This window comes from Marinomonas phycocola, assembly GCF_047525455.1.
Taxonomy (GTDB): domain Bacteria; phylum Pseudomonadota; class Gammaproteobacteria; order Pseudomonadales; family Marinomonadaceae; genus Marinomonas.
On record NZ_JBLIXL010000005.1, the window covers coordinates 49,605 to 75,983 of the forward strand.

General features: G+C 42.5%; 21 protein-coding genes. 8 read left to right on the forward strand and 13 right to left on the reverse strand.

Going from position 1 to position 26,379, the window contains the following annotated elements; genetic code table 11:
• Positions 1 to 9: 9 nt before the first annotated feature.
• The 6 genes from putA to ACMUMJ_RS05405 all read right to left on the reverse strand — a co-directional run bounded on the left by putA (position 10) and on the right by ACMUMJ_RS05405 (position 7,679).
• A complete protein-coding gene (gene putA / locus ACMUMJ_RS05380; RefSeq protein ID WP_414677765.1) occupies positions 10 to 3,132 on the reverse strand; it encodes a bifunctional proline dehydrogenase/L-glutamate gamma-semialdehyde dehydrogenase PutA in 3,123 nt (1,040 codons plus the stop codon).
• A gap of 205 nt (positions 3,133 to 3,337) precedes the next feature.
• Positions 3,338 to 4,102 (reverse strand): AraC family transcriptional regulator, encoded by a 765-nt coding sequence (locus ACMUMJ_RS05385; RefSeq protein WP_414677766.1) that lies wholly within the window; start codon positions 4,100 to 4,102, stop codon positions 3,338 to 3,340.
• Positions 4,103 to 4,184: 82 nt separating this feature from the next.
• Positions 4,185 to 4,487, reverse strand: a complete 303-nt coding sequence (locus ACMUMJ_RS05390) for a putative quinol monooxygenase (RefSeq protein ID WP_414677767.1) — start codon at positions 4,485 to 4,487, stop codon at positions 4,185 to 4,187.
• 215 nt (positions 4,488 to 4,702) lie between these two features.
• Positions 4,703 to 5,662, reverse strand: a complete 960-nt coding sequence (locus ACMUMJ_RS05395; protein ID WP_414677768.1) for an NADPH:quinone reductase — start codon at positions 5,660 to 5,662, stop codon at positions 4,703 to 4,705.
• A 102-nt stretch (positions 5,663 to 5,764) separates the two neighbouring features.
• Entirely contained in the window at positions 5,765 to 7,150 is a 1,386-nt protein-coding gene (locus ACMUMJ_RS05400; RefSeq protein WP_414677769.1) for a TRAP transporter large permease, read from the reverse strand.
• A 1-nt stretch (position 7,151) separates the two neighbouring features.
• On the reverse strand, positions 7,152 to 7,679 hold the full coding sequence (locus ACMUMJ_RS05405) for a TRAP transporter small permease subunit (protein ID WP_414677770.1): 528 nt from the start codon (positions 7,677 to 7,679) through the stop codon (positions 7,152 to 7,154).
• Positions 7,680 to 8,092: 413 nt separating this feature from the next.
• On the opposite strand from ACMUMJ_RS05405, the gene ACMUMJ_RS05410 reads away from it, so the two are divergent.
• From ACMUMJ_RS05410 to msrC, 6 genes are all read left to right on the forward strand, one after another.
• Positions 8,093 to 9,061, forward strand: coding sequence for a PstS family phosphate ABC transporter substrate-binding protein (locus ACMUMJ_RS05410; RefSeq protein WP_414677894.1), 969 nt, complete (start codon positions 8,093 to 8,095; stop codon positions 9,059 to 9,061).
• Between the two features lie 110 nt (positions 9,062 to 9,171).
• On the forward strand, positions 9,172 to 11,430 hold the full coding sequence (locus ACMUMJ_RS05415) for an ABC transporter permease subunit (RefSeq protein WP_414677771.1): 2,259 nt from the start codon (positions 9,172 to 9,174) through the stop codon (positions 11,428 to 11,430).
• Positions 11,430 to 13,145: a phosphate ABC transporter permease PstA gene (gene pstA, locus ACMUMJ_RS05420; RefSeq protein ID WP_414677772.1), complete on the forward strand. Its 1,716-nt coding sequence runs from the start codon at positions 11,430 to 11,432 to the stop codon at positions 13,143 to 13,145. Before ACMUMJ_RS05415 ends, pstA begins: the two co-directional genes overlap by 1 nt.
• 20 nt (positions 13,146 to 13,165) lie before the next feature.
• Positions 13,166 to 13,996: a phosphate ABC transporter ATP-binding protein PstB gene (pstB, locus tag ACMUMJ_RS05425; RefSeq protein WP_414677773.1), complete on the forward strand. Its 831-nt coding sequence runs from the start codon at positions 13,166 to 13,168 to the stop codon at positions 13,994 to 13,996.
• A gap of 23 nt (positions 13,997 to 14,019) precedes the next feature.
• A complete protein-coding gene (gene phoU, locus ACMUMJ_RS05430) occupies positions 14,020 to 14,727 on the forward strand; it encodes a phosphate signaling complex protein PhoU (protein WP_414677774.1) in 708 nt (235 codons plus the stop codon).
• Positions 14,728 to 14,885: 158 nt separating this feature from the next.
• Entirely contained in the window at positions 14,886 to 15,395 is a 510-nt protein-coding gene (gene msrC, locus ACMUMJ_RS05435; protein ID WP_414677775.1) for a free L-methionine (R)-S-oxide reductase MsrC, read from the forward strand.
• 24 nt (positions 15,396 to 15,419) lie between these two features.
• On the opposite strand, the gene ACMUMJ_RS05440 is transcribed toward msrC, so the two are convergent.
• The 6 genes from ACMUMJ_RS05440 to ACMUMJ_RS05465 form a co-directional block, all read right to left on the reverse strand.
• Positions 15,420 to 17,219: a sensor histidine kinase gene (locus ACMUMJ_RS05440; RefSeq protein ID WP_414677776.1), complete on the reverse strand. Its 1,800-nt coding sequence runs from the start codon at positions 17,217 to 17,219 to the stop codon at positions 15,420 to 15,422.
• A gap of 219 nt (positions 17,220 to 17,438) precedes the next feature.
• On the reverse strand, positions 17,439 to 18,437 hold the full coding sequence (gene oppF, locus ACMUMJ_RS05445; protein WP_414677777.1) for a murein tripeptide/oligopeptide ABC transporter ATP binding protein OppF: 999 nt from the start codon (positions 18,435 to 18,437) through the stop codon (positions 17,439 to 17,441).
• Positions 18,437 to 19,426 (reverse strand): ABC transporter ATP-binding protein, encoded by a 990-nt coding sequence (locus tag ACMUMJ_RS05450; protein ID WP_414677778.1) that lies wholly within the window; start codon positions 19,424 to 19,426, stop codon positions 18,437 to 18,439. The genes oppF and ACMUMJ_RS05450 overlap by 1 nt, the downstream gene beginning before the upstream one ends.
• Positions 19,427 to 19,435: 9 nt before the next feature.
• The gene (gene oppC, locus ACMUMJ_RS05455) at positions 19,436 to 20,359 is read right to left on the reverse strand and encodes an oligopeptide ABC transporter permease OppC (protein ID WP_414677779.1); all 924 of its coding nucleotides are present in this window, start codon (positions 20,357 to 20,359) and stop codon (positions 19,436 to 19,438) included.
• An 11-nt stretch (positions 20,360 to 20,370) separates the two neighbouring features.
• Positions 20,371 to 21,291, reverse strand: coding sequence for an oligopeptide ABC transporter permease OppB (gene oppB / locus ACMUMJ_RS05460; RefSeq protein ID WP_414677780.1), 921 nt, complete (start codon positions 21,289 to 21,291; stop codon positions 20,371 to 20,373).
• Positions 21,292 to 21,421: 130 nt separating this feature from the next.
• Entirely contained in the window at positions 21,422 to 23,032 is a 1,611-nt protein-coding gene (locus ACMUMJ_RS05465) for an ABC transporter substrate-binding protein (protein ID WP_414677781.1), read from the reverse strand.
• A 323-nt stretch (positions 23,033 to 23,355) separates the two neighbouring features.
• Here ACMUMJ_RS05465 and cysZ point away from each other — a divergent pair, with 323 nt between their 5' ends.
• Positions 23,356 to 24,129: a sulfate transporter CysZ gene (gene cysZ / locus ACMUMJ_RS05470; protein WP_414677782.1), complete on the forward strand. Its 774-nt coding sequence runs from the start codon at positions 23,356 to 23,358 to the stop codon at positions 24,127 to 24,129.
• A gap of 1 nt (position 24,130) precedes the next feature.
• Complete coding sequence (locus tag ACMUMJ_RS05475) at positions 24,131 to 25,048, forward strand: response regulator (protein WP_414677783.1); 918 nt, start codon at positions 24,131 to 24,133, stop codon at positions 25,046 to 25,048.
• Positions 25,049 to 25,074: 26 nt separating this feature from the next.
• Here the strand turns inward: ACMUMJ_RS05475 and phoR are convergent, their stop codons facing one another.
• On the reverse strand, positions 25,075 to 26,379 hold the full coding sequence (gene phoR, locus ACMUMJ_RS05480; protein ID WP_414677784.1) for a phosphate regulon sensor histidine kinase PhoR: 1,305 nt from the start codon (positions 26,377 to 26,379) through the stop codon (positions 25,075 to 25,077).

The following is a 26,379-nucleotide window of genomic DNA, read 5'->3' on the forward strand; positions in this document are numbered from 1 at the left end:
AATTCACTCCTAAATAACTTTTTCAATGGCAAAACGGTGTAAGTAGTGTGGTCCACCCGCTTTAGGGCCGGTTCCAGATAAACCTTGTCCACCAAAAGGTTGTACGCCAACAACGGCTCCTACTTGGTCACGGTTTATGTAGAGATTTCCTACACGAGCGCGGCTAGCAATACGAGCACATGTGGTTTCGTTACGGCTGTGTACTCCCATTGTCAGACCGAAGCCTGAGTTATTGATTGTATCGATAATGCGGTCTAGGTCTTTGGCCTTGTAGCGAACCACATGCATAATAGGGCCGAATTTTTCTTCTGTTAATAGGTCAATACTGCTGATTTCAAAGGCTGTTGGAGCAACAAAAGTCCCTTCTTCTGCCCATGCTGGTAAAGCAGATTGAGCGATAAGTGTGCCTTTGACTGTCATATCTTTTATATGATCTAACAGCATAGATTGTGCTTTTTTATCGATAACAGGGCCAACATCTGTACTGTGCAAATAAGGCAGGCCGACAGACTGCTCTTTCATCGCGCCTTTTATCATTAGAATAACTTTGTCTGCAATGTCTTCCTGAATGAACATAACTCGCAGTGCAGAGCAGCGTTGACCAGCAGAAGCAAAGGCGGAGCGAACTGCGTCACGAACGACTTGCTCTGGCAGTGATGTTGAGTCAACAATCATGGCATTTTGTCCACCCGTCTCTGCGATAACAGGTATAGGTGCAACACCACGATTAGATAGGGTACGGTTGATCAACTGCGCTGTGCCTGTTGATCCTGTGAAAGCAAGACCTGCAATGCGCTTGTCACTGGTGAGTGGTGCACCGACGGTTGCGCCATCGCCCGGTACGAGATGAATCACGTCACCCGGAACACCTGCTTCGAGCAATAATTCAATGGCACGAACGGCTACCAAACTGGTCTGCTCTGCTGGTTTTGCAATTACGGTATTACCTACAGCCAGCGCAGCCGAAACTTGACCCATGAAGATGGCTAATGGGAAGTTCCAAGGGCTAATACAAGCAAACACACCACGTCCTTGACGTAATATGGTTTGTTCATTTCCTAAAAAGTGTTTAAATTTTATTGGTTTAGCAAAATGACTACGAATTTGTTGAGCATAATAGCGGCAGAAATCCACGCCTTCACGCACTTCGTCGATACTGTCTTGAATGGTTTTACCCGCTTCACGGTGACAAAGAGCCATCAATTCTGCGTAGTTTTCTTCCATCAAGTCTGCCATACGATCAAGGCAATCCGCACGCTCGCCTGCTGGACGCCGAGACCAAGCTGGGAAAGCCGCTGTAGCAAGATCAATTGCTTGATTCACAGTGCTTTCGTCTGCCCAATCTATTTTACCTGCTGTTTCTGCTAGGTTGTAAGGGCTTGTGATCGTATGGGTATTATGGGTCTCAATCTTTTTACCACCTACAATTGGGAAGGCTCTCCATTGAGTATCTTGACCCATAAAAGTATCGATTTCGGCTTTGAAAGGAGCCCATTCAGATTCAATCTCAATATTTGGTCCATATGAGTTTTTACGGTCGTCAAACAAACTCATCGGCAAATCGATATAGGGGTTTGCTAAAGATTTACGGCTTTCTAGCAATGGAACTGGGTGACCGACTAATTCAGAAACAGGGCACGTTGCATCAATAAGGCGATGTACGAAAGAGCTGTTAGCTCCATTTTCTAAGAGACGTCTTACAAGGTAAGGCAATAGGTCTTTATGATTACCAACAGGCGCGTAAATTCTTACGTCTGTGCCACTTGTTTTGATAAGAGTGTCATACAGAGCATCTCCCATACCATGAAGTCTTTGGAACTCAAATTCATTAGTAGAAGCGCCTAACTGCTTGGATAAGCTGGTCACCGTCGCAATAGTATGAGCATTATGGCTGGCAAACTGCGGGAAGATGTGTTTTCTAGTGTGCTCTTGTAATAAGAAGTGAGCACAGGCTAAGTACGAAACATCGGTTGCTTCTTTGCGAGTGTAAACAGGATAACCATTTACACCTCGTTGCTGGGACAGCTTAATTTCAGAGTCCCAATACGCGCCTTTCACTAAGCGAACAGGGATCTGATCACCTTGGTCTTTTGCTAATGCCGCTAACCAAGTTAATACAGGAAGTGCACGTTTAGAGTAGGCTTGAATAACAAGACCAAACAGCCCCCAGCCTTTTATGGCGTCATCACGATACAATTTCTCAAACAAATGCAGTGACATTTCTAACCGATCGGCTTCTTCTGCATCTATGGTAATGCCAACGTTGACTTTTCTTGCTCTTATTAATAAGCCTTTTACGCTTTCAAACAGCTCTGTCATGACTCTTTCTTCATTGCCTACTTCATAGCGTGGGTGCAATGCTGAAAGTTTAATAGAAATGGTTGGGCGAGGGCCTTTCTTATAACCGTCTTTACCAACAACGTCGACGGCTTTTTCATAGGATCGCAGGTACTTGCTAGCATCATCTTCGGTCAACGCCGCTTCACCAAGCATATCAAAAGAATATGCGTAACCTTTCTCACGATAGCTTTTACCACGTGATAAGGCTTCTTTAATATCACGACCTAAAACAAACTGATGCCCCATAACTTTCATTGCTTGATTCATTGCTTTACGAATCACAGGTTCGGAAACACGATTTACTAAGCGATTAACAAGGTTGGCGGGTTTACCGTCTTTGGTTTCATCCATAGTGACGATCTTGCCTGTTAGCAAGAGTCCCCATGTTGACGCATTCACAAAAAATGAATCGGAGCCTTTAGCGTGAGAAGCCCAATCGGCAACGCTTAAACGGTCTTTAATGAAAGCGTCTGCTGTTTCTTTATCTGGAACTCGCATCAATGCTTCAGCCAAACACATAAGCAAAATGCCTTCTTTTGTGTCCAAGCTGTATTCTAATAGCAGAGAATCGATCATCGACATGCTGTCATCGTCTTTACGTACTTGCTCTATAAGCTGAGTGGCTACTTTGGTGCTATTTTTTAGCTCGTTTTCAGTTGGCTTCGCAAGAGGTAATAACTCTTTCATCCATGCCGCTTCATCCGCTTTATAAAGAGGGGAAATGAGCGACCATAATTCATTAAGAGGCTTCTCAATGAAAGTAGGCTGTAAAACTTCAATGGCATTGAACATAGTAGATTCTCCGTAACGCAATAACCTATCAGAGTGTCTGAAAATGAGATCAGCTGACAGAATGAGTCATAGTGCATGTTGTTCTTATTCAATAATAGTCAAGAAAGTTACTGTTGAATAAGTGCTTCTATAGTCAGGATAATGTACTGATAGGATGCGTGTTAAGTCTTTCAGAAAAATCGTTTTTTTTTATAAAAAAGTCCGATTATCGTAGCTGTTTCTGAAATTTAATCGGGGTAATACCTAATATTTGCGTAAAAAGACTGGTCATAGCGCTTTGGCTGGAGAAACCACACATTTCTGCCACATTGATAGGTGTGAAGCCTTCTACGAGTAAAGCTTGAGCACGCTCTATGCGTTTCCGCATTAGGTATTGGTGTGGTGTGATGCCTGTTTTCTCTTTGAAACGTTCGTGGAACTGGCTGACACTCAAAAAGCAAAAGTTTGCTAATTGGTTTATATGCACTTTACGGGAAAGGTTTAATTCAATAAATTGATCGAGTTGATCTATGTCTAACTGGTTTCCTTTTGGTTTTGCCGAATGAGCGGTACTCAGTTGGTGACGAATGGAGCTCAGTAATGTATTGCCACATGCTCTGGCAAGCATTTTGTCTTCTGGGTATTGTTGCAGTTCTCCGCTAAGAGCAGAGGCCAAAACCTGTAGCCTTGGGTTAAGCTGGAAATACGCCGCTTGATCAAAAAGTCGAGATACCACTTCGTATTCTTCATCTGTGATGGCTTTTTCTGAAGGAGTGGGTAGGTTGACCAGCATAACGCTGTTTTCACCTAACCCTTTGAATGCGTGGTATTCCGAAGAGGGGACCAAGCAACCTTGGCCTACTTGCAACTGTTTATCGTTACCGTTGATATCAAAGTCAGTATTGCCGTCCAATACAACTACCAGCTGATGGTAATCATGCTCGTGCGTATTTCCTTGGTCGGGTAAACGGATAATATCTGTTGGGTTCAAATTTCAGGCCAATATTGTCAACGATTTAAAAGGTGTTTCACCAACGCTTTAAATTAAAAGCGTCGTTTGGTCTTTGCGTTCGTTAAAATGCGTCTTGTCTCGATAATGTGTTTAAATACATTACCTTATAAGGCTCTAATAGATATTCATCGATATTACCAAAATGCGGCAATGTAGGGACAACATTCGCGAAGTTTTTATGATCTTCGATGCTTTCCCATTTTTCAATTTCGACAATACGATTATTTTTCTCTAAGCCTTTGAGTAAGGCCACACTTAACGCGCCTGCTTGAATCATATGTATTTGATTGGATTCTAACAGCTTGATAAAAGGCTTTACTAAGTCAGGCTTAACATTGAATGTGACTACAACCGTTACGCTCATACAACACGCTCCTTAACGACAACCTATAATATACCTACGAAGGTGATATTCCGTGTTTTAATTAAAAGAGACCTCTGGGTTGATAACACTGTCTATTGATGTGCATCGCACAAAGGTGTCCATAAGTAAAAAGAGAGGACGATGTTTTTCCTCTCTTCTTAGTGTGGCTATAAATTGAGCGAACGTAAATAGAATAAATAGGTTTAATGGCCTATTTACTCGATTTTAACGACTAAATTACCTTGAGCACCGGATTTCAAAACGTCCTCATGTGCTTTCGCTAAGTCAGTTAATGGGTAAACCTGACGAATGACGGGTTTTAAAAGGCCACTATTCAGTAATGGGTAAAGGGATCGAGCGATTAAATTCAGTTCAGATGGTTTGATGTTTGCTAGTGCAACCCCCATCACGGCTGCATCTCGTGCCATTAAGTCTCTTGGGTTTATCTCTACGGTTCCACGATTGCCCACAACCGCAACACGGCCACCCAATGCGAGTGCTTTTATATCTTGGTCAAGGTTATGGTTAGCGAGCATTTCGATGATGACGTCAAAACCTTGATCAAGTGATTGATAAGGAGACAGATGATCAGGCTGGGTATGATCCAATACCGTGCTAACGCCTTGTTTTATTAATAATGCTTTGCCCTCATCTGTACCTGCACTCGCCACCACGTTCATTCCCATTGCTTGAGCTAGTTGAATGGTTGCAATACCGACAGCGCCTGTTGCGCCATGAACCAATACGTTTTCACCTGTTTTGGCGTTGGCTCGGCCTAATAATGCTCTATGGGCTGTGGTATATGGGATACCCAAACAAGCACCTTCTTCGTAACTTAATGCATCAGCAAGAGGAAACGTATGCGTAGGCATACACACAGCGAATTCAGCAGCGGACCCCGTTAAGTTGCGACTAAAATACACTCGTTGACCGACTTGGAAGCCGTCAATATCCTGCCCAACTTGAGTAATAATACCTGCGCCATCTAGCCCCGGAGTATGAGGAAAGTTTGCTGTGTAATTGTTGGTACCTGAACGAATGTAAGTATCAACTGGGTTAACGCCAGCGGCTTTGACCGCAACGAGGATCTGACCTGCGCTAATGGTGGGAGTGGCGACGTTTTCTAAAGCAAGCTCATTGGCTGGACCATAGTGTTGTATTTGAACGGACCTCATTAACGGTTCCTCTCTTTATGTAAAAATAAGGTAGGTCTGAAAAGTAATAGCGGCCTAAGCCGCTATTATTTGGTTATAAATATTAACTATACACCATAACTTTTAACTATAAACAATAGATGGTAACCAGGTTGCCAATTCAGGCCAAATGGTTAGCAGTATTAAGACAAATATTTGAATGCCTATGAAAGGTATCACACCTTTGTAAATAGACGCTGTTTTCAATTCTTTTGGTGCTACGCCGCGAAGATAGAACAGAGCGAAACCAAAAGGCGGCGTTAAGAATGACGTTTGTAGATTGATTGCCATCATGATACCCAACCAAACTGGGTCCAAGCCCATTGCCAATAAAACAGGGGCAACAATGGGGACAACCACAAAAGTAATTTCGATGAAGTCTAAAATAAACCCAAGTAAAAACATCACAATCATAACAATGATCATGGCGCTGAATACGCCACCTGGCAGTCCATGGAAGAACTCATGAATCAATTCTTCACCACCAAACCCTCGGAAAACTAAAGAAAACAACGATGCACCAATCAATATCAAAAAGACCATTGCGGTGACTTTTGTGGTGGAGTAAACCACCTCCTTTAGTGTTTCTAGATTCAGTTTACCGCTCACCAAAGCCAGAATTGCAGCACCCAATGCTCCCACACCTGAGGCTTCGGTCGGTGTTGCAATACCGGACAAAATTGAGCCTAGTACTGCGATGATTAATGCTAGTGGTGGTACCAACCCTTTGATTAACATCATCGTAATGGATTCAGTTGAACCTTGACGTAACTCTTCTTTAGAAACGGCAGGCGCTTTGTGAGGCTGCAACCATGCGACCATGGATACATACACAATGTACAATACAACAAGGATAAGCCCTGGGATCAGGGCTCCAACAAAAAGATCGCCTACAGAAACGGTCTTTGGAGAAAAAACTCCCATCTCTAATTGCGCTTTTTGGAAGGCATTAGACATGACATCACCTAATAATACCAAGGCGATAGAAGGGGGTATAATTTGGCCTAATGTTCCTGTTGCACAAATAGTCCCTGCAGCAAGAGAAGGGTCGTAACCACGACGTAGCATCGTTGGTAGAGAGATCATGCCCATGGTGACTACGGTAGCGCCCACGATGCCGGTACTGGCGGCAAGCAGCGCTCCCACTAGAATAACGGAAATGCCCAAACCACCACGTAATGTGCCAAAAAGCATGGCCATGCTGTCGAGTAATTTTTCCGCCAGCTTCGATTTTTCCAGCAAAACACCCATTAATACAAAGAGGGGAACTGCGATTAACGTTTCATTTCGAATAATGCCAAATAAACGGTTTGGTAAAGCCTCCAAAAAAACGCTATCAAACGTACCAGCTAAACTACCAACACCCGCGAAAATAAGCGCTGTACCACCAAGAGAAAATGCAACAGGATAACCAAACATTAAACAAATGCAGACAGCCACAAAGAGCCATATAGGGATTAATTCAACCATTTTATTGTCCTTTCTCAGTCAGGGTGTTAGAAGACGACTGCAATACACCAACACTTTTACCAATGTCAGCAAGGCCCTGAATGATTAAGCTGATCATCATTAAAGGAATGAGTGTTTTCAATAAGTAAACAAAAGGCAGACCACCGGGTTCTTGAGAGGTTTCCAGCACTCGCCATGAGGAACCTACATAGTCCATACTGAGATAGCCAGTATATAAGGTCATAGGTAATAAAAAGAAAACGCCGCCGATAATGTTTACCCACGCCTTTTTTCTTGCTGAAAAATTGCGATAGAAAACATCCACTCGAACGTGTCCATCGTCTTTAAAGGTATAAGCGGCACCCATCATAAAAACTAAAGCATGTAGATAGAGAACAGATTCTTGTAAAGCGATGGAGCCGATATTAAAACCGTATCGCAACAGAACAATGAGGCAAGTAAGTAGCATCATTACTAACGTTAGCCAAGCCACACACTTCCCTGTATATATGGAAACGGCCTCAGCCAAAGAGACAAGTTTGTTAATCATTGAAGTACCTATATTTTTTTAATTATAGTGATCGAGATTTTTAATTATAGTGACTGAGATAAAGTCGAATAAAATTTTGAAGGGTCAGTTTATTGGATAACTGTGGCGATGGGAATATTTGAAACAGGGAGAACGGTTAATTAAGTCTTTAATATATGAAAAGACTCCACCGTCATTGTTTTTACTGGCAATTACCTTTATGACAGTTTTTTACTTTCTTATTTCTTTCTTTTGAAAAATTATAAAACGCTCTATATCCATTTAAAAACAAGCGTCTTAAAATAAATCTGTGTTTTTCCAAATTAATTTCAGCCTTTAACATAACTGTCATATTCCTCTTTTATAGTATCAATCATAACGAAATATATGGGATTTATCCTTTAATTTAGACGTAACCACTGAGGTTGATAATGATGAAAAATCTAGTTGTAGGTTTAACAATGGCTGCGGCTGTTGGTGTTTCTGCTAACGCAATGGCTGATGTTGATCCAATGCTTCCTTCTTATACTAAAGCAAGTGGTGTTTCAGGTAATGTATCCAGTGTCGGTTCTGACACGTTGGCAAACTTGATGACATTATGGGCTGAAGATTTTAAGCGTCTTTATCCAAATGTTAACATTCAAATTCAAGCGGCGGGTTCTTCTACTGCGCCACCAGCATTGACTGAAGGTACCTCTAACTTTGGCCCTATGTCTCGTAAAATGAAAGACAAAGAAATCGCTGCTTTTGAGAAGAAATTCGGTTATGCGCCAACAGCTATTCCCGTTGCTATCGATGCTTTAGCGGTTTTTGTTCATAAAGACAATCCAATTAAAGGCTTGTCTCTTCCACAAGTTGATGCAATCTTCTCTTCTACTCGTAAAGGTGGACACAGTGAAGATATCACTAATTGGGGTAAAGCAGGTTTGACTGGTGCTTGGGCTGGCCGTGACGTTCAATTGTTCGGTCGTAACTCTGTATCTGGTACTTACGGTTACTTCAAGTCTAATGCTCTTTTCAAAGGTGACTTCAAAAACAGTGTAAATGAACAGCCTGGTTCTGCTTCTGTTGTACAGTCTGTTTCTACGTCTCTGAACGGTATTGGTTACTCTGGTATCGGTTACAAAACGTCTTCAGTACGTGCTTTACCAATTGCTAAGAAAGAAGGTGACGCTTTTGTCGGTGCTACTTTAGAAAATGCAGCGAAAGGTACTTACCCACTGTCTCGTTTCTTATGGGTATACGTAAACAAAGAGCCTAACAAGCCATTAGCGCCATTACAGCGTGAGTTTGTGAAAATGGTTCTTTCCAAGACTGGTCAAGAAGTTGTAGTAAAAGACGGTTACGTACCTCTACCAGCGAAAGTTGCTGATCGTTACTTAGACAAACTAGGTATCAAGTAAGTTTAATATAAGTTGGATTGAATACCTAAAGCAGGGTGGTGTTTTTCACCACCTTGCTTTTTGCGATCTAGCCTTTGTCATAAAAATGCCACAAAAAAAGATGAAATCGGATGACTAACACAACTGACCATCAGATGCCCGAGTTGGATTTTGATACACCAGCTTTGAAGCGTCACCGTAAAATGCGAGCCCTGAAAGACCGTATGGCAGGAATGGGTATTGCCATCGGCGGTAGCAGTGTAATACTGGCTGTATTGCTGATTTGTTTTTACCTTCTTTATGAAGTTGCACCTCTGTTTGCTGGCGCCTCTATTGAGCCTAAAGCCACTTATGCTTTACCAGCAGAGCAAGAAGGGGAAAGTCTTTATTTAACTACAGAAGAGCAAGCTGAAATAGGGATGCGTGTTGCAAGTAATGGCAGCATTGTGTTCTTTTCTACTGCTGACGGTTCTGTTGTTGAAACAGTCAGCAATCCTCGTAATGAGGCTATCACTGGTTTTGCAGTGGAGTCGAATACAAGTGGTTTGCTGGCGTTTGGTTACAGCGACGGTAAAGTTCTGGTGACGAAACACAGTTACCGAATCTCTTACCCAGATGGTGAACGTCAAATTACACCACTTGTTGAATATCCTTATGGTAAAGACGCGATTCAAGTCGCGGATTTTGCTATTTCTAGCTTGTCGTTCCGTGAAGGTGAAGACGGTTTCACCATGGCGGCATCAGGTGAGTCTCAAAGCACTATTCTGAAAGTCTCTAAGGACGTTAACTTCATAACAGAAGAAGTGGAACTGACGGAAGTAAAAGCGTCTTTGCCTTTTATTGAAAATACACACAGTTTATTGGTTAGTGGTAATCAGCGTTATCTATACGTTGCTACCGATTCTGGTCAATTAAACGAGTTTGATATTCGTGACCTTAACAATGTGACCCTGAAAAATACTCTTGATACGCTAGAGGGCGACGCTCAGTTGGTGTCTATGAGTTACCTATTGGGTAATACGTCGGTGATGCTAGCGGACTCTTCAGGTCGTGTTAGTCAATGGTTTAATGTTCGTGATAATGAAACCAACGAAGAGAAACTGCACTTCATCCGTGATATCAATCAGGTTTCTGGCTTAGTGAATGTTGCCATGGAGCAACGACGTAAAGGTTTTGCGACACTGGATGAGCGTGGTTTTGTGTCTATCTACAATGCGACGTCTGAGACTCAGGTGATCGATGAACAACTGAGTGATGACAGTGCTCGATTGATTAGTTTTGCGCCGCGTGCCAACGGTTTGTTGCTTGAAGACAGTCAGGGATTACGCTTCTTCTACGTAGACAATGAGCACCCTGAGGTCTCTTGGTCTTCCATATGGGAGCAAGTGTGGTACGAAGACTATCAAGAACCGACATACACTTGGCAGTCATCTGCATCGGATAACGATTTCGAGCCGAAATACAGCTTAATGCCATTGGTATTTGGTACATTGAAGGCTGCGTTCTACGCGATGTTAATGGCAGTGCCTTTGGCTATTTGTGGTGCTATCTACACAGCTTATTTTATGGCGCCTGCATTGCGCCGTAAAGTGAAGCCAGTTATCGAATTGATGGAAGCGTTGCCGACCGTAATTCTGGGTTTCCTAGCAGGTCTATTCTTCGCGCCTTTCCTTGAAGAAAACTTAGCGGCTACATTTAGCATCTTGCTGATTTTACCTGTTGGTATTGTGGCATTTGCTTACCTTTGGTCACGTCTACCTCAAAATATCCGTTGGATGGTTCCAGATGGCTGGCAGCCATTGCTTTTGGTTCCTGTGATTGTATTGCTCGCTTTGTTCTGCTTAAGTATGAGCCCGCTAATCGAATTGTATATGTTTGACGGTAATGTGCGTGGTTGGATTACGAATGATCTAGGTATCACATTCGATCAGCGTAATGCCTTGGTGGTTGGTTTTGCCATGGGCTTTGCAGTTATCCCGACGATCTTCTCGATTACCGAAGATGCCATCTTTAGTGTGCCAAAAACCTTAACGCAAGGTTCGTTAGCTTTGGGTGCTACTTACTGGCAAACCATGGTTCGTGTTGTATTGCCAACGGCCAGCCCAGGTATTTTCTCTGCGGTGATGATTGGTATGGGCCGCGCGGTAGGTGAAACCATGATCGTTTTAATGGCGACAGGTAACACACCGATTATGGACTTCAACATCTTCGAAGGTATGCGTACCTTGGCCGCTAACTTGGCGGTGGAAGTGCCTGAGTCTGAAGTGGGTAGCTCACACTATCGAATTCTTTTCTTGGCGGCGTTTGTGTTGTTTATTTTTACTTTCATAGTGAACACCATCGCTGAAACTGTGCGTCAGCACCTACGCAAAAAATACGGGTCGTTATAATGAGCACTGAAATGAAAATGGAAAAAAAATCCGTATCTGAATGGGTTAAATCAGGTGATCCATGGGTTTGGTTGAACGCTGGAGCAGTATCAATCTCAGTCATCATGGTAATCGGTTTACTTCTTTTGATTGCGATTCGCGGTTTGGGTCATTTTTGGCCAGCCGATGTGGTTCAATCGACTTATGCATTACCGGGTGAGAAGGCCTATACAATAACCGCTGAGCGAGTAGAAAGCGTCGATGTTACCTCTTCTCAGTTACGCGAAGCGGGTATTAACCTTCCTGATGAAGGTGACAAGCTACTACAACGGACTCTACTTAAAATGGGTAACCGTGATGTTTACGGTGCGGATTTTGGTTGGGTCATTGACCAATACATTAGCGATTCTCAAACACCTGAAATGCTGTTTACTGCAGAGCGACATGAGTGGGGTAACCTATACGGTTACATTAGGTCGGTTAAAGAAGGGGGGCAGGTTGTATCTGAAACTCAGGATATCACACCTACTGTATCTGCTTTAGCGACTTGGGAAGCGTTTGAAAACAGCATAAAGCGTGCTGCTAAAATTCATGACGAGATCAAGGATATTGAGAAAACCGACATCGGTAAAATCAACCATGCTCTTGAGCGTATTCGTTTAGAGCAACGTCGTTATGAATTGAATGATACGTTAACCGCAGCGATCGAAGCCGATCTTGCCGCTGAGCGTGCTATTTACGACGAGCAATACAAAGGGCTTCAGCAACAATTGGCTGACCTTTACCAGCAGATCAACCGTGATACTTTCACGGTACAAGTGATGGACGGTACGGTTCATGAAATGCAGGTGTCTAAAATTGTTCACGCTTTCCGTCCTAATGCGATGGGCTTTGTGGAAAAAATGGGGTTCTACTTTGGTAAAGTGTGGGACTTCTTAACCGGCGATCCTCGTGAGGCGAACACGGAGGGGGGGGTGTTCCCTGCGATCTTCGGTACAGTGATGATGGTTTTGTTAATGACTGTCTTGGTAACGCCATTTGGTGTTGTAGCCGCTGTGTACCTGCGTGAATACGCAAAACAGGGTTTCTTTACTCGAGTTATCCGTATTGCGGTAAATAACTTAGCGGGTGTGCCTTCCATTGTATACGGTGTGTTTGGTCTAGGATTCTTTATCTACTTCTTAGGTTCTGGTATTGACCAAGCGTTTTTCCCAGAAGCTTTGCCGTCCCCTACCTTTGGTACGGGTGGTTTAATGTGGGCGTCGATTACCTTAGCACTTTTGACTGTACCTGTGGTTATTGTGGCGACAGAAGAGGGGCTATCTCGTATCCCTCGTAATGTTCGTGAAGGCAGCCTTGCATTGGGTGCGACTAAAGCCGAAACTTTATGGCGTGTAGTATTACCAATGGCCAGCCCTGCGATTATGACAGGTGTCATTCTTGCTGTTGCGCGTGCTGCGGGTGAAGTTGCACCACTTATGTTGGTCGGTGTCGTGAAATTAGCGCCAACGTTACCGCTTGATGGTAACTACCCATTCATTCACCTAGACCAAAAATTCATGCACTTAGGTTTTCACATTTACGACGTTGGCTTCCAAAGCCCTAACGTAGAAGCGGCTCGTCCATTAGTGTATGCAACAGCGTTATTACTTGTGATGGTTATTGCCTTGTTGAATTTCTCAGCAGTGACTATTCGTAACCACCTACGTGAAAAATACAAATCGCTAGAAATGTAAGCGGAGAAGAAGAGATTATTATGAGCGAAGAACAAACACACTCAATTGATATTTCAGCGATGCAGCGCAGTCAACAAGCGTTGAACATCGAAGACGAAACCGTTTGCCTTTCAGTAAAGGACTTGCACCTTTATTACGGCGAAAAAGAAGCATTGAAAGGGGTAGATATGATTATCCCTGAGAAGAAAGTAACGGCATTTATCGGACCATCGGGTTGTGGTAAGTCGACGCTTCTTCGGTGCTTTAATCGTATGAATGACTTGGTTGATAGCTGCCGTATCACAGGCGAAATTAACCTTCATGATAATAACATTTATCAAAAAGGTACAGATGTAGCTGAACTGCGTCGTCGTATTGGTATGGTATTCCAGAAGCCAAACCCATTCCCGAAAAGTATTTATGAAAATGTGGCTTATGGCTTGCGTATTCAGGGTATCAATAAGAAACGTGTTATCGACGAAACTGTTGAGTGGGCATTGCGTTCAGCGGCATTGTGGGATGAAGTAAAAGATCGCCTTCACGAGAGTGCATTAGGTATGTCTGGGGGTCAGCAGCAACGTTTGGTTATTGCTCGTACTGTTGCAGTGAAACCAGAAGTGTTATTGCTGGATGAGCCTGCGTCCGCATTGGATCCGATTTCAACATTAAAAATTGAAGAACTGATCCATGAGCTGAAAAGTGATTTCACCATTGCTATCGTAACGCACAACATGCAGCAAGCAGCGCGCGTGTCAGACTATACTGCATTCATGTACATGGGGGATTTGATCGAATTTGGTGATACCAATAGTTTGTTCACTAACCCAGCGAAAAAACAAACAGAAGACTATATTACTGGTCGTTACGGTTAGGATTAGGGCAGAGGACGAAGCACATGAAAGAATTAACAACAGATCATATTTCTCAGCAGTTTAACCTTGAACTAGAAGCGTTGCGTCAGCACTTTCTAACCATGGGCGGTGTTGTAGAAAATCAAGTAGGTGATGCGATTCAAGCATTATTAGAAAGCGATAGCAGCTTGGCGGAAGAAGTGAAGGACAGAGATGCTACGGTGAATCAACTGGATGGTTTGATTGATCAAGAATGTACTCGTATTCTTGCTCGTCGTCAGCCTGCCGCATCCGATCTTCGCTTAATTATGTCTATCAACAAAGCGGTTGGTGAATTAGAACGTATGGGTGATGAAGCCAAAAAGATTGCATCTCTAACGATTGCCTTGATTGAAGAAGGTGAGTCTCCGCGCGGTTATGTGGAAATCAATCGTATTGGTCAAATTGTATCCTCTATGATTCATGATGCACTGGATGCTTACGCACGATTGGATCTAGAGGCGGCGATAAAAGTGGCGAAAAGAGACCGTACCGTTGATATGGAATATAAAACGGCGCTGCGTTCATTGGTGACTTATATGATGGAAGACCCTCGTAGTATTAGTCGTGTGTTGAATGTGATTTGGATTTTACGCTCTTTAGAGCGCATCGGAGATTATTCACGACATACCTGTCAGCATTTAATTTATATGATTAAAGGTGTTGATGTTCGCCATACTCCTATCTCGGATTTGGATGAAGAGATAAAATAAGCACGGACATTTTTAACACCGAGCTTAGTATGATTAAGCCGTATCTTCTAATGAAGGTACGGCTTTTTTAATGTGTTTCTTTTATGTTGATTTCACTTTTTATTATTTACTATTATGGTTTCTTTTTATCATTTGAATTCAATCGGGATGGTGTGTAGATGTTCGATATCAATATTGATGAGTCGCTTCCTAAAGCGGTATTTTATAAAGAGTTAAGTGCTCAATTAGAAAGTTTGCTTTATGGAGAGCGTGATTTGATTTGTAACGCAGCGCAACTGTCCGCTTTTATTATGCAAAGTGTACCAGACTTAAATTGGGCGGGTTTTTACTTTTCTAGAGGTCAAGAGCTGGTGTTAGGGCCTTACGTTGGCAAAGTGGCGTGTCCCCGTATTCCTCTGACAAAAGGAGTATGTGGCGCCGCAGCAACGACAAAAACGGTTCAGCGAGTCGCGGATGTGCATCAATTTCCTGGTCACATCGCTTGCGATGGTGATACTCGTTCAGAACTTGTTTTTCCTATTTTTGATGGGGGCGCCCTAATTGGCGTACTGGACTTAGACAGCCCTGTAAAAGATCGTTTTGATGAAGAAGATCAGTTAGGCGTTGGACAGTTTGTTGAAATTTTTGTTAAATCAACCGACTTTAATTGGTCTATCGGTGCTTTCTAATTCAGCTTGTCATTCTTCATTATATTATTTTTGGAAATGATGCACGAGCGTCTTTCTTAACTCCAACTGTGTGAGAGGAAAGCAAAACGATCCATTAGATAAGTCTTTAGTTTGACTCTGGCTACACCTTTCCGAGGAGAGTATCAGGCATTGATTACTCGCCAATGCTAAAATTTGTTGGAAAGACAATTCATCTAAATAGGCGTCATCACTGATAATAACGATGTCCACTTGCATGGTAAGTGGGCCAGTTAGCCTATCGGTTTCTAAAATAGGGATCATGCCTAGAGAACTAACTTGCATACTAATAATTCGAGCGGGTTGTTCTTCTTCGATAATAAGTACTTTTTTACCCTCCAGTAGAGTGAATGCTTTTGTCATGGCCACTTCTTCTTTAATTTTATTGATGCGTTTATCAAAATAGATAGGAATGTCCATCCAAAACTCATCACCCATCCCATGTTGAGTGGAAAACTGCAATTGGCCACCCAATACTTTGGCGAGTTGATAACAAATGGACAGATTAAGCCCTGACATGTATTTTCGGGAATCATCTGATTCTAAGTAGTAAAAGCTGGATGTGATGGCGTCGCGTTGTTCTTCGGTTAAGGTAATGCCTGCGGCTCGTACGGACACTTGAATCATTAATGCATCTAAGCTTTTCGTAAAATCGGGTCTCCATTGGTCTGTCTTTAAGGGGGACTCTCTAATAACAATACTGACGTTGTGTGTTGATGCATGAAGAAAAGCATTTTCTAATAAAGAGGAAAAAATTTGATTCAAGCGCCCAAAATCACTGTAGGTGTGGCTTGGAAGGTTTAAATCGATAAAACTGAAAAGATGGTTCTGAGGGTAGCGACCGCTATTACTTACTCTTTGGCAGGTTTCTTCTAACTGTTTATGTAAATTCCCATAAGAGAAATTAAGGGCTAATTTGTTTGCTTCTAATCGAGATAGATCTGAAAACGCATTTAAGTTATTTAAAGCGGTATTGCCCGAATCATGTACGGATCGCAGCATGTCTGCTTGTTCAGCATTTACTTTTGATTTATTCAAAATACTGGCAATGCTTAAAATACCGTTTATGGGGGTTCTTAATTCATGATTTAGCACAGAAAGAAACCGCATTCTGTTCATTGTGATGGACTCTAATTCTGAAGAGAGCTTTGTTATATTTTTTACATTGTTACTATTTTTATAGAGAAATATAGATGTTAGTACGATAAAAAAGCACAAGCATGCAAAAAGAAACCAAACAAGCCAAGTGATTTTATCTACGTCTCTGTCTAATTCTTGTTGTTGAATGGACACGTAGTAATTTAGGCTTTTGTTGGTAACTCTGACTAATTCTTTTATTTTTAATTCAACATTGTGCAGATTGCGCAGCAATATTTGAGTGTTCAGTGAATTATTTTGTTCAATAGAATCAACATCAGTAGAGAGAAGATTTACTTCTCCATGAATAAAGTAGATCAATTTTACTGGGTTACTTTCATCAAAAAAATTAATAATCTTGTGTATGTCGCTGTACCTTAAAATATCAACATGATTCACTAAATAAGCGTATTCTGTTTGTAATGCACCGTTGAGAGGAAGGTCTTCAGGAGTTATCTGAGAGACAAAATTTATGAAACGGTGATATTGGATTTGTAATTGCAGTGTTTTCCACAACGTTTGATCAAAAGTATCTTTGTAGCGGCTTTTCTGGATAGCACTGCTGGTGTTAATCGTAAGAACAACGACCAACAGAATAAAAACACCAAAAATGGAAAAAATGCTCAGTAACCAGTTTTGGGTCTTGGCTTTTGTATTGAAGTGGGCCATGAGATTTATAAATTCCTTTTATGCAGTAAACATAACGTTCAAAGAATAAATGCTTGAACTGAAGACGATGTTAGATAAATAATCGATATTGAAGACTAACAATAACAACGTGTGGTTACAAACAAGCTTGCCTATATGCAGTAAAAAAACGCCACAGCAATCGGTGGCGTTAAAGGGAGGGTTCTCTTTACAACGCTAAGAGTCAGTTGTGTATTCGGTTTATCCGTCGATGAGTTCCCCCAAACGTAAGCAGGAAGCCTGATGCGACGAAGTGATAGGCTGTAACTGAGGACGGGTCACGACACAGCGTTCATTTGCGTGTGGACAGCGAGTTCTAAAAACACATCCTGATGGCGGGCTGATTGGAGATGGAAGGTCTCCCGCTAACAGTTGAATGGTTTTGTTTCTTTCAATTTCAGGGTCGGGCACAGGAACGGCAGACAATAAGGCCTTGGTGTAAGGGTGTTGAGGCGAATCATAAAGAGAATGCTTGTCTGCTAATTCGACAGCATTTCCCAAATACATAACAAGTACGCGATCAGATATGTGCTTTACCACACTTAAATCGTGGGCGATAAACACCAATGCCAATCCCATTTCTTGTTGCAGCTCTTTCAATAAATTAACAACCTGAGCTTGAATAGACACATCCAATGCCGAAACGGGTTCATCACAAACGACCAACTTAGGTTCTAAAATAAGTGCTCGAGCGATGCCAATACGTTGACATTGACCACCTGAAAACTCATGAGGGTAGCGGTTAATTACATTGGGTAGCAAACCGACGCGATCCATAATACGTCGAACTTTTTCTTTTACTTGACCCTCGCAAAGCTCAGGCTTAAAAGTACGTAATGGCTCCGCAATGATATTACCGACCGTCATTCTCGGATTTAAAGACGCAAGGGGATCTTGAAAGATCATTTGCAGTTCTTGTCGTTTATCGCGCATTTGTTGTTTATCTAGCGAGACAAGATCTTGCCCTAGCCACACTACATTACCTTCTGTGATAGGCAGCAATCTAAGTAAGGCTCTAGCAAAAGTGGACTTGCCACAACCTGATTCCCCGACCACACCAAGGGTTTCACCTTCATAAATTTTTAAGCTGATGCCATCAACGGCTTTGAGTGGTCGCCCTTTTTCCCATGGCCATGCATTTTCATTTTTAATATTGAAATGAACCTTCAAGTCATTCACTTCCATAATTACGTTATTCATTAGGCTACTAACTCCTTCACTGGTTTGTGGCATGCGCGTTGACTGTTGTTATCGTGTGTAGTCAATGTGGGCGCGTCGACAAAGCAGCGATCTGATGCATGTGCGCAACGCTCTTGGAAAGGACAACCTGTCGGTAAGTGCAATAAATTGGGTGGGTTACCAGGAATGGTTGTCAATTCACCCTCCATGCCATCTAAGCGAGGAATGGCACTTAACAATCCTTGAGTATAAGGATGAGTTGGACGGTAGAATACGTCGTCAGTAGAGCCGTATTCCATGGTGCGGCCTGCATACATCACCAAGACTTTATCGCACAATCCGGCAACAACCCCAAGGTCGTGAGTAATCATGATAATGGAGGTATTAAAGTCGCTTTTTAATTCGTTTAATAAGGTTAATATTTGCGCTTGTACCGTAACATCCAGTGCGGTGGTTGGTTCGTCTGCTATCAAGAGTTTAGGCTGACAAAGTAATGACATAGCAATCATGACACGTTGGCGCATGCCTCCCGAAAACTCATGAGGGTACATATTCATGCGCTTGCGTGCTTCGGGCATTTTGACTGCATCCAGCATTTTGACCGATGCTTCAAAGGCATCGTGCTTTGACATGCCCTTATGAAGTGTGAGCACTTCCATTAATTGCTTGCCGACTTTCATGTATGGGTTCAACGACGTCATCGGATCTTGAAAAATCATGGAGATTTTTTCAGATCGAACGCGGTTCAGTTCATCTTCTGTGTAGGTGAGAATATTCTGGCCTTCGAAGCTTGCACTGCCTTCAATAACCCCGTTCTTTGCCAGCAAGCCCATTAAGGCGAAGGCGGTTTGGCTTTTTCCTGACCCTGATTCCCCGACAATACCTAACGTTTCTCCTTGAGATAAAGTGAAGTTGAGGTCGTTTACTGCCGTAACAAAACCATCAGGAGTACGAAAGTTCACGCGTAGGTCTTTTACATCTAATAAAGGGGTTTGATTTATCGTGGACATAAACATCTCCTAGCGATCTTTAGGGTCAAGAGCGTCGCGTAAACCGTCGCCAAGAAAGTTAAAACAAAAGAGAGTTAATACTAGGAACGTCAGTGGCCATGCAAGCTGCCATACTGCCAATTCCATCGTGCTTGCGCCTTCTGAAATCAACACGCCCCAGCTGGTCATGGGTTCTTGTACCCCTAATCCTAGGAAGCTGATAAAGGATTCAAGCAATATCATGTTAGGCACTAACAGTGTTGCGTACACCACCACAATGCCTAATAAATTCGGGATAATGTGGCGTAAAATAATATGGAAAGTGGAAACGCCACAGGCATGGGCCGCTTCAATGTATTCTTTATTTTTTAGACTTAGTGTTTGTCCGCGAACAATACGGGCCATGTCTAACCAAGAAATGGCTCCTATGGCAACAAAGATTAAAAAGATGTGTCGACCAAAAATTGTCATCAAAATAATCACGAAAAACATAAATGGGAAAGAATTGAGTATTTCTAAAAAGCGCATCATGACACTGTCAACACGACCGCCAAGATACCCCGAGGTCGCCCCATAGAGCGTACCGATTACGATGGCGACCGCACTGCCAAGGATGCCAACTAATAATGAGATTTGACCCCCTTGCATTGTCCGTACGAAAATATCGCGCCCTAGTGTGTCTGTCCCAAAGTAGTGCCCCGACTCAATGGCTGGGCGTCCTAAAACAGAGATGTCGGAAAGGGCTTCCCAATCAATGTCTTCATAATGCCATTGACTAAACAATGGACCTAAAAGAGAAAATGCAGCGATGCAGCCCAATATAATTAAGCTGATAACGGCTGCTCTGTTGGATAAGAAACGTTGACGAGCGTCTTGCCACAAGCTGCGACCTTCGATTTCCACGATGCGTTCGGCAAACGTTTCAACCGCTTTATTTTTATCAGTAGTTAGCATTGTAAAAACCTTTAATAACGAATTTTGGGATCAATGATCGCGTACAAAATGTCCACAACGGCGTTAAACGTAATGGTTAATGTACCAATTAAAATGGTCACGCCCATTACCATTGAATAATCGCGGTTTAAAGCGCCATTGATAAAATGCTGCCCAATGCCCCCCGTTCCAAAATAGACATCGACGATGACTGAGCCGGTAATGATGCCGACAAAGGCTGGGCCTAAGTACGATACAACGGGCAACATGGCGGGCCTCATCGCATGCTGTAAAATGATTCTGTGTTTTGGTAACCCTTTGGCGCGAGCGGTACGTATAAAGTTTGAATGCATGGTTTCAATCATGCTGCCTCGGGTGATTCTGGCAATTTGCGCGATGTAGCTGGTGGACATCGCAATGACGGGCATCACAAGATAAGGCCATGCCCCGCCGTTCCAGCCTCCTGCTGGTAGCCATTGAAGATAAATTGAGAAAAATAAGATACACAAAGGCGCGAGAACAAAGTTTGGCAACACAATCCCTAAGTTAGCGAACGACATAACGGCGTAATCTAGCCATGAATTTTGTCTTAGAGCGGCAAAAACGCCGCAACTGACGCCAATAAAAATAGCGACTGCAAATGACCAAATACCAATTTCAGCGGAAACAGGCAAACTTTGAGCGACCAATTCGTTGATCGAAAAATCTTTATATCGAAAAGAAGGGCCTAAATCGCCTTGTAGTAACCCACCAAGATAATAAAAGTATTGGGTTAAAACGGGTTCATCCAAGTGGTACTTCGCATTGATGTTAGCTAATACTTCTGGAGGCAAACTTCGCTCGCTAGAGAAAGGGCTTCCCGGAGCTGAGTGCATTAAAAAGAAAGAAACGGTGATTAAAACAAGTAAGGTTGGAATGGCTTCCAAAACGCGTTTTAGAATGAAAGTTAACATAAAATTATTACCTGACTAGGCAGCCATGAGCAAGACTCAAGGGGTTCCTAGTAGTGTGTCATTACAACAAGATCAAATACGACAAAAACAAGCCCAGCACTCCGTACTGGGCTTCACAAAAACGTACACATTAGTGAGCAATGATGTACATATCGCGTGTGTAAATGCTGTCTTCAGGGTTTGGTTGGTAGCCACCAACGTATGATTTAACCAAACGCTTGATTGTGTATTGATAGATAGGTGCAACGGCCATGTCTTGATCAATGGCAACACCTTCGGCCTTGTTATAGTTAACAGATGGATCCTTCATGGTTTTTGCTTCGGAGAGCAACTTGTCGTAGGTTGCGTTGCTGTATTTACCGTCGTTATTACCGTGAGTGGTGGTGAGCAAATCCAGCATGGTGGAGGCTTCGTTGTAATCACCAATCCAACCGGCACGAGCGACATCAAAGTTTTGGGCTTTTTTGGTTTCTAGGTAGGTTTTCCACTCTTGGTTTTCTAGCGTAACCTTCACACCTAGGGTTTTTTTCCACATTGAAGACACGGCGATGGCAATCTTTTTATGATCTTCATTGGTATTGTATAGAAGGTTAAATTCAAGAGGATTACTGCTGTCATAACCTGCTTCAGCTAATAAGGCTTTGGCTTTTTCGTTACGATCTTTTTGTGTCCATGTCGAGTATTCAGGTGTTGCTGGATCAAACCCATTTACAATTTCTGGTGTGAAGGAGTACGCAGGTAACTCACCTGTCCCCGTTACAAATTTAGTGATGATGTTACGGTCAATCGCATAAGACAGTGCTTTACGTACACGGGGATCATTATACGGTGCTTTAGTTGTATTGAATTGATAGTAATACGTACCTAATTTAGGCGTGATGATCACTTCATCAGGAATGTCACGTTTCAATTGTTTAAAGTGGTCGTTTGGTAATTCGTAACTGACGTCCATTTCGCCTGCTTGAAAGCGAGTCAACTCAACCGGTGGCGATTCAATCGGTAAAAACGTCACTTGATTGATAACGGTTTTATCGTTGTTCCAGTAGTTTTCGTTACGAGTGAACACCATTTTTTCGTTGACGACCCACTCGTCCATTTTGTAAGCGCCGTTAGAAATCATATTGCCCGGTTTGATCCAATCTGAACCGAATTTTTCAATGACGGCTTTTGGTGCTGGGAACATGGTTTGGTGAGCGGTCATTTTTACGAAATACGGTACTGGGCGTTCTAAAGTCACTTCAAATGTGAAGTCATCAATGGCTTTTACACCGAGTTCTGAGGGTGCCGTTTTGCCATTGATAATGTCGGATGCGTTAGCAATGGAAGGGATTTCAATAAACCATGCATAAGGCGATGCTGTTGCTGGGTCAACGGCGCGAGTGAAGCCGTAAACAAAATCGTGCGCTGTTACTGGATCACCGTTGGACCATTTCGCATCATGACGAAGGTTGAAAGTATAAACCGTGTTATCGGCATTGACCGTATAGCTTTTTGCAACGCCAGGAATTAAATCACCATCGCCATTTAAGCTATACAATCCTTCAAATAACTCTCGGGCCCTATGAGAGCCTGGAGTTCCTTCGATTTTTTGTGGGTCTAGGGTTGCAGGCTCGGCACCGCCACCACGAACAAGCTCTTGCTTGTCAGCCAGTGTTACGCCAGCAGGAACGTCTGCGGCTTGAACTTGCATTGCACCTAATGACGCTGTGATTAATGCGGTGGCTAGAAGTGTTTTTTTCATGATGCTATTGATCCCTTTTGTAATGAATATGGACTATTTTTATAATGCTTCAGGAAGCCGAATAATGTGTGGCTCTCAATCCCGTATTTTCGATATTCAATTAAATAAAACAGAGACACAATCGAAATTCTGTATGACTTGATAGAGTTTATGGAAGAACCCTGTGAGAGGAGGGTATTTTTTAGTTAATCATTGGTCTCCAAAAAGGTGCGTAATGAATAGGCAAAGCTATTGATTTGATTCAGTAAGTCTAAAGCTGAAAACTGGTTGTTATAAGGCAGTCGTGGTATTGTTAACGCGGTCAATTTTTAACGGTATTTAATGTGATTTTACATCCTTTTAAAGCGGTCAGCGCTTTCTTTCAAGCGCTTCCATTGCTATTTTCCCCTAGCTTACGCTTGTTTGTCTTAGCGCCACTTTTGGCAAATTTTGCGCTTATGGCGGTTTTGTATACGTTTGCTTTAAGCTTTTTTACAGACATGACAGACAGTATGATGTCTTGGCTTCCTGCATGGTTGGGTTTTTTAGATTGGCTGTTTTATGTGTTATTTGGGCTAATGAGTTTTTTCTTGATTTTTTACAGCTTTTCTATCGGTGTCAATATATTAGCGGCTCCTTTTATGGGAGTTTTAGCGGAAAGAGTAGAAGAGAAATTAACGGGGGAAGTGGTACAAGAAACGGTTTCTCTTGCTGTGATTTTGTCTCTTGTCGGCCACAGTGTGTTGAGAGAATTACAAAAATTAACCTACTTTTTACCTCGAGTTATTTTACTCTTTATCGTGTCGTTTATCCCTATCGTTAATATTGCAGCTCCTGTCTTATGGCTGCTCTTTTCTGCATGGATGTTTTCTGTTCAGTATTTAGACTACTCGTTTGATAACAATAAAATAAACTTTCGAAATATGCGTTTAAGTTTGCGGCAGAAACCCATTTTATGTTGGTCATTTGGTTTTATCGTAATGGCGTTATTGATGATCCCGTTGGTCAATCTATTTGTTATGCCATTAGCCGTTGTGGCGGCAAGCCGTCTTTGGGTTGGAACGTTTAAATTGGAGAGTGCCGTTAAAGGCAATTCGAATTTTGGAGTAAGAGAATAAAATGGCCATTAAAATATTAGTCGTAGATGATGCAACATTTACGAGAGACCTGATCCGTCGAACATTGCGTAAACAGTTTCCTTCTGCGCAACTTGAAGAAGCGGTGAATGGCCGTAAAGCACAGCAAATGCTGTCAAAAGCAACCTTTGATATGGTGCTGTGTGATTGGGAAATGCCCGAAATGACCGGTGTGGAATTGCTACAGTGGTGTAGAGAGCAGGATAATTATAAAAAAACGGACGTCCCTTTTATAATGATCACCAGTCGAGGGGATAAAGACCACATTGTTGAGGCGGTAAAATCGGGTGTTACCGATTATTTAGGAAAACCGTTTTCCAGTGAGCAACTAATAAACAAAGTGATGGCGGCTGCGAAAAAGCATAATTTAGTTGCAGGCTTAACCTCTCAAGCGAGTCGAAACCCAGCGGCAACAGACGCGTTATCGGCGATGACAGGCGGTGCGGCCACCTCTAAAAAAGGCGGTGGAGGAATGACAAGCCATACTTCTGGTTCCTTAGATGTTCTGTTAGGTGCGGGAGCAAAAGCCAATCATGTTGCGGCCTCAAAGCCTGCGGTTGCTAAACCAGCGGTAAAAGCAAAAAGTGCAACAGTGAAAGACGTGAAAATTCCGACGGTGTCACGTTTTGAAGGGAAGCAATTTCGCTGTATGGTGATTCAATTCTCAAAAACGGAAGCAACCATCCTCATAAAAAGTGACGACATTATACCGGCCGTTTTAGGGCAAGCGGTATTGGATTTGGAGTTTTCTGGCACGGTGAATAGGTTGAATTATTACGTACAAGGTGTTGCGACAACTGAGAAAAAACATGACTCACCGTTTTTAACGGTAACGCTTGGATTGATTGACCAAGATGAAGTCAAAGAAAAATTCATAGAGGCATTGTTTAAGAGTTTATAGTGCTGCGTATAACCACAGCCGCTTCGTTAAGTAGAATGTATCAGCGGCTGTTGTATACGAGCAGTAGCAAAGTGACAAGAAAAAGTACTTCCGTTACCCACTTGACTGGTAATATCCAGTTTTGCATCATGATGTAAAAGTACGTGTTTTACTATCGCTAATCCTAAGCCGGTTCCTCCGGTATTAGATCCTCTCCCTTTATCCACTCGGAAAAAACGTTCCGTTAAACGAGATATGTGCCTAGCTTCAATACCTAGTCCTTCGTCTTGCACAGAGAACACGCCTTCTTTTGAATTCGCCTTCCATGTAATGATGATGTTGCCGCCATTCGGAGAATATTTGATAGCGTTTACGACTAGGTTTGAAAACGCACTGTAGAGTTCCTTGTAAGAGCCGTATAATTTCGAATCAGATTGCATGTCGATCTGTAGAGTGTGATCTTTTCCTATTACTTGAACCGAATTAACGATGGCTCTGATAAGCTCATGCACATCATGCCATTGGTCGGTTTCTCTTTTGTCATTACTTTCCAATCTGGATAACAGCAGAAGATCTTCAATGAGCTGCTCCATGCGATCCGATTGTTCTGTCATATTGACGACGCCTTTCTGCATGCTTTTAGGAAGGGTGTCTTTAAACATGTCTAGGGTCTCTAAATATCCTTTAATCACGGTTAATGGCGTTTTAAGCTCATGAGACGCATTAGCGACAAAGTCTTTACGCATTTCTTCTAATAAGTGTAGGTTAGTAATGTCTCGAATAAAAATAAGGTGATCGTTTTTATCGTACAATGTGGTTTGAATTTCTAAGTACATGCCTTTTGATTTTGGTGATTTAATAATCAAAGGGTCTGAGAAGCGTTTTTGAGTAAAATAGCGAAAAAATTCAGGGCTACGCACAATATTGGTAATTGGCTGCCCCCTATCTACAGGCTTCATTAGGCCTAAAAATTGACCTGCAGATTCATTCCACCATTCTAAATTTCCCAAATTATCCGCCATGATGACGCCTTCTTTGAGAGCCGAAGTGGAGTTTTCTATACGAGATAGGGCGCGCCGCATACGCTTCTTTGATTTCCGTTGCTTTTTTTGCAAACGATGAACAGCATCAAATACATCACCCCAAATACCAGAAGCTTCTGGCGGTAAGGACTTGCCAGAGCGACGAATCCAACTGTGAAACTGATAAAGTTGGTGCAGGTTGGAGCAAAGGACAATTAGAACAAATAGAAACAGACATAAGAACACTCTGCCTGTTAAAAAGCCGATAGTTAAACTGACAAGAAGCCCTAAAGACCAACGTATAAAAGCGTGCTGCCAAACTTTCTTCAT

Bases quoted from the DNA above. Each gene is read 5' to 3' on its own strand.
- putA (WP_414677765.1), bottom strand. From the start codon at position 3,132: ATGTTCAATGCCATTGAAGTTTTACAGCCTACTTTCATTGAGAAGCCT.
- ACMUMJ_RS05390 (WP_414677767.1), bottom strand. From the start codon at position 4,487: ATGAGCGTAACGGTTGTAGTCACATTCAATGTTAAGCCTGACTTAGTA.
- ACMUMJ_RS05395 (WP_414677768.1), bottom strand. From the start codon at position 5,662: ATGAGGTCCGTTCAAATACAACACTATGGTCCAGCCAATGAGCTTGCT.
- ACMUMJ_RS05400 (WP_414677769.1), bottom strand. From the start codon at position 7,150: ATGGTTGAATTAATCCCTATATGGCTCTTTGTGGCTGTCTGCATTTGT.
- ACMUMJ_RS05405 (WP_414677770.1), bottom strand. From the start codon at position 7,679: ATGATTAACAAACTTGTCTCTTTGGCTGAGGCCGTTTCCATATATACA.
- ACMUMJ_RS05410 (WP_414677894.1), top strand. From the start codon at position 8,093: ATGAAAAATCTAGTTGTAGGTTTAACAATGGCTGCGGCTGTTGGTGTT.
- ACMUMJ_RS05415 (WP_414677771.1), top strand. From the start codon at position 9,172: ATGACTAACACAACTGACCATCAGATGCCCGAGTTGGATTTTGATACA.
- pstA (WP_414677772.1), top strand. From the start codon at position 11,430: ATGAGCACTGAAATGAAAATGGAAAAAAAATCCGTATCTGAATGGGTT.
- pstB (WP_414677773.1), top strand. From the start codon at position 13,166: ATGAGCGAAGAACAAACACACTCAATTGATATTTCAGCGATGCAGCGC.
- phoU (WP_414677774.1), top strand. From the start codon at position 14,020: ATGAAAGAATTAACAACAGATCATATTTCTCAGCAGTTTAACCTTGAA.
- msrC (WP_414677775.1), top strand. From the start codon at position 14,886: ATGTTCGATATCAATATTGATGAGTCGCTTCCTAAAGCGGTATTTTAT.
- ACMUMJ_RS05440 (WP_414677776.1), bottom strand. From the start codon at position 17,219: ATGGCCCACTTCAATACAAAAGCCAAGACCCAAAACTGGTTACTGAGC.
- oppF (WP_414677777.1), bottom strand. From the start codon at position 18,437: ATGAATAACGTAATTATGGAAGTGAATGACTTGAAGGTTCATTTCAAT.
- ACMUMJ_RS05450 (WP_414677778.1), bottom strand. From the start codon at position 19,426: ATGTCCACGATAAATCAAACCCCTTTATTAGATGTAAAAGACCTACGC.
- oppC (WP_414677779.1), bottom strand. From the start codon at position 20,359: ATGCTAACTACTGATAAAAATAAAGCGGTTGAAACGTTTGCCGAACGC.
- oppB (WP_414677780.1), bottom strand. From the start codon at position 21,291: ATGTTAACTTTCATTCTAAAACGCGTTTTGGAAGCCATTCCAACCTTA.
- ACMUMJ_RS05465 (WP_414677781.1), bottom strand. From the start codon at position 23,032: ATGAAAAAAACACTTCTAGCCACCGCATTAATCACAGCGTCATTAGGT.
- ACMUMJ_RS05475 (WP_414677783.1), top strand. From the start codon at position 24,131: ATGGCCATTAAAATATTAGTCGTAGATGATGCAACATTTACGAGAGAC.
- phoR (WP_414677784.1), bottom strand. From the start codon at position 26,379: ATGAAGAAAGTTTGGCAGCACGCTTTTATACGTTGGTCTTTAGGGCTT.